Source organism: Microbacterium sp. H6, from assembly GCF_003314775.1.
GTDB lineage: Bacteria > Actinomycetota > Actinomycetes > Actinomycetales > Microbacteriaceae > Microbacterium > Microbacterium oxydans.
In genome coordinates this window covers 326-3,176 of the sequence record NZ_QOAY01000281.1, presented here as the reverse complement: position 1 = coordinate 3,176, position 2,851 = coordinate 326, and the positions used below count along the sequence as shown (strand labels likewise).

2 protein-coding genes are annotated in these 2,851 nt (G+C 66.1%); both read right to left on the bottom strand.

The genetic code is table 11. The annotated features are described in order from the left end of the window. Positions 1-2,497 (bottom strand): YhgE/Pip domain-containing protein (locus DSP71_RS18260; protein ID WP_147251381.1); only part of this gene is annotated, 2,497 nt, incomplete at its 3' end. Positions 2,498-2,563: 66 nt separating this feature from the next. Beyond that, the coding region (locus tag DSP71_RS18255; protein ID WP_181800780.1) for a hypothetical protein at positions 2,564-2,851 on the bottom strand (288 nt) is incomplete at its 5' end.

Genomic DNA, 2,851 nt, shown 5'->3' with positions numbered 1-2,851 from the left:
TGTCGTCGAGCGCCGCGACCTCGGCACCGTTCTCGAAGCTGTGCTTGATGTATTCGATGGCGACGAGGAATCCGATGACGAGGAGGATCCACAGGGTCCACAGGCCCAGCAGCAGGGCTTTGGATCCGGGGAGAGCCCAGGTGAGGACACCGAGCACGACGAGGCCCGCCACCCCGGTGAGCACCGTGCCCTTCAACAGCATCGGGTACCGGCGCGTGAACGGTTCGGCGCGCCGTGCCAGATCGTCGCGGTAGTCGCTGCGGTTCGAGAGGGCGCGGATCACGTCGGTGAGCCGGTATCCGTTCCCGACGACCTGCACCTTCTCGCCGATGAGCAGGTCGGTGGCGAGCACCTGTCGGTTGAAGAGCAGGGTGAAGTTCGCGAGACGGCGGCGCAGGACGAGTCCGATGAGGAAGGCGAGCACCACGAACACGGCGAGGGCGCCGAGGAAGCGCCAGTAGTGACCGTCGTAGAAACCGCCGATGGTCTCGCGCATCGCGTCGATGCCGTAGGAGAACGGCAGGAGCGGATAGATCGCGCGGAAGAAGCCTGGCATCAGCTCGATCGGGTACAGGCCGGAGGCGCCGGGGATCTGCATGATCACGAGGAGGATGCACAGTCCGCGGCCGACGTGCCCGAACGCCACGCACAGGGCGTAGACGATGCTCACGTAGGCGAGGGCGATGAGCACACCCGTGCCGACGAAGGCGAGTGCGCTGACCGTCTGCACCCCGATGATGAGGTTCCCGGTGCACACGATCAGCGCTTGGCCGACGGCGAGCGTCGCGAAGAGGAAGAAGCGGCCGAAGTAGGCCTCTCGCACCGTCACACCCTCGACCCCCTCGGTGTCGACCTCGACGCGGAAGATGACCATGAGCACGAAAGCGCCGATCCACAGTGACAGGTTCGTGAACAGTGCTGCCATCGCCGAGCCGTAGGTGTCGACGGGGAACACCAGGTGCTCGTCCACCTCGACCGGGGAGGAGATGAACTGGGCGATCTGCTCGGGCTCCAGGTCGGTGAGGGTGCCGAGCAGACCCCATTCGGATGCGGCGTTCAGCGCGACCACGTCGGTGCGCGAGGTCTGCAGGCCCTGTTCGATGCCGGCGAGGTCGCCGTCGAAGCTCGTGAGTGCCGCGGAGGTCGCGACGAGCTGTGAGTCCAGTCCGCCGAGCAGCTGGTCCGCCTGGGCGAGCACACCCTTCTGCGCATCCAGTGCGGCGGAGAACGAGCCGACGCTCGCCGACAGCTGCGCCATGGCGCTGTTCAGCGCGGGGACGGTGCCGGTGAGGATGTCGCGCATCGAGGACGACGCGTCCCTGGTGTCCTGCATCGCGCGGTCCACGGCATCGGCCGTCGCCTGGATCGAGCCGACGGTGTCGGCGGCGCCGGCCTTGAGGGTCTTCAGGTCGGCGAGCAGCTGCTGGTCGGTGGCGTTGCGCTCCTGCAGGGAGGCGATCACCTCGGTCAGGCGCTGCTTCGTGTCCTCGCTGAGGTCGGTGTCGTCGAGGAGCGCCTGCAACCGGGCGGCTGCCGCCTCGTTCGCCTTCAGCACGGTGGAGACGTCGTCGATACCGGCATCGATGCGCACGCCTGCCTGCTCGAGGCTCTGGGTGAGGCGCGTGATGGAGACGTTCGCCTTCGAGGAGGCGTCGGCGAGCAGGGTCGTCCCCTGCAGGAACGCGGTGGTGGCGCTGTCGGTGAAGGTGATCACCTCCTTCTGCGTCTCGGCGATGATCGACTGCGTCTGGGCGAGCGATCTCTGTACGTCACCGAGGGTCGTGTCGACGTCGCCGAGGGTGCTCCGTGCGGACGAGAGCGTGTTGCGGGAGGAGGCGAGACCGTCCTGCGTCTCGGCGAGGTTCTCTCGAGCCGAGGCGAGTGTCTGCGCTGCCTGGTCGAAGGCGTCGAGGGTGTTGTCCCTCGCGTTCAGCAGGCGGAGCTCGGTGGAGTCGCCGACGTCTTTGAGGGCGTTCGTCGCCGCCAGGGCGACCTGTTCCTTGAAGGCGCTCGTGACCTGCTTGTCGAGCTCGGAGGCACCGACATCCGTGATCTTCGGGGCGATCGCCCCGGCCTTCTCGTTGACGTAGTACTTCAGCGCCGGCTGCGTGAAGTCGTCGCTGGTGATGCTGATCAGGTCTTCGCTGAACGACGCCGGGATGACGATGGCGGCGTAGACGTCGCCGCTCTTCACGGCTTCCTGGGCTTCGTCCTCGCCCATGAACGTCCACCCGAGCTGGTCGTTGTCCTCGAGCTGTGTCGTGACCTGCTCGCCGATGTCGATGTGACCGGTGAGATCGGAGGTGGCGCCCTCGTCGAGATCGACCACCGCCACGCGGATGTTCGCCGTATTGGCGTAGGGGTCCCAGAACGCGTTGATGTTGAACCACGCGTACAGGGCCGGCGTGATGAGCACGCCGATGATGATGATCCACGCCTTGGGCACGCGGGAGAGTCTCTTGACGTCGCGCTTGTAGACCCGCCAGCTCTGTTTCACAGGACGAGTTTACACATTACGTGCACACCAACGTGCAAGTTAGCTGAAGAAACGGCGTCGCGCACATCAGTCGAGAGTGGTGACGGTCATCTCGTTGGTCGCGGTATCGCACATCGTCAGCTGCCACGACGGTGCGCCGTCCTTCATGACGCGCGCCATCTCGACGATGAGCGGACTCGGATAGGTCTCACCCGAGAGCTGGGCCGCGCTGTAGGCGCTGCTGCCGTCCATCTGCTGCTCCGCTGCGGTGAGCTCGGTCTCGCCCGTGGCGATGACCTCCAGCGTGCGGACATCGACCAGGGACTCCTTGCCGAAGCTCGGATCGTCGACCGGCTCGCCGAACATGTCGTGCCG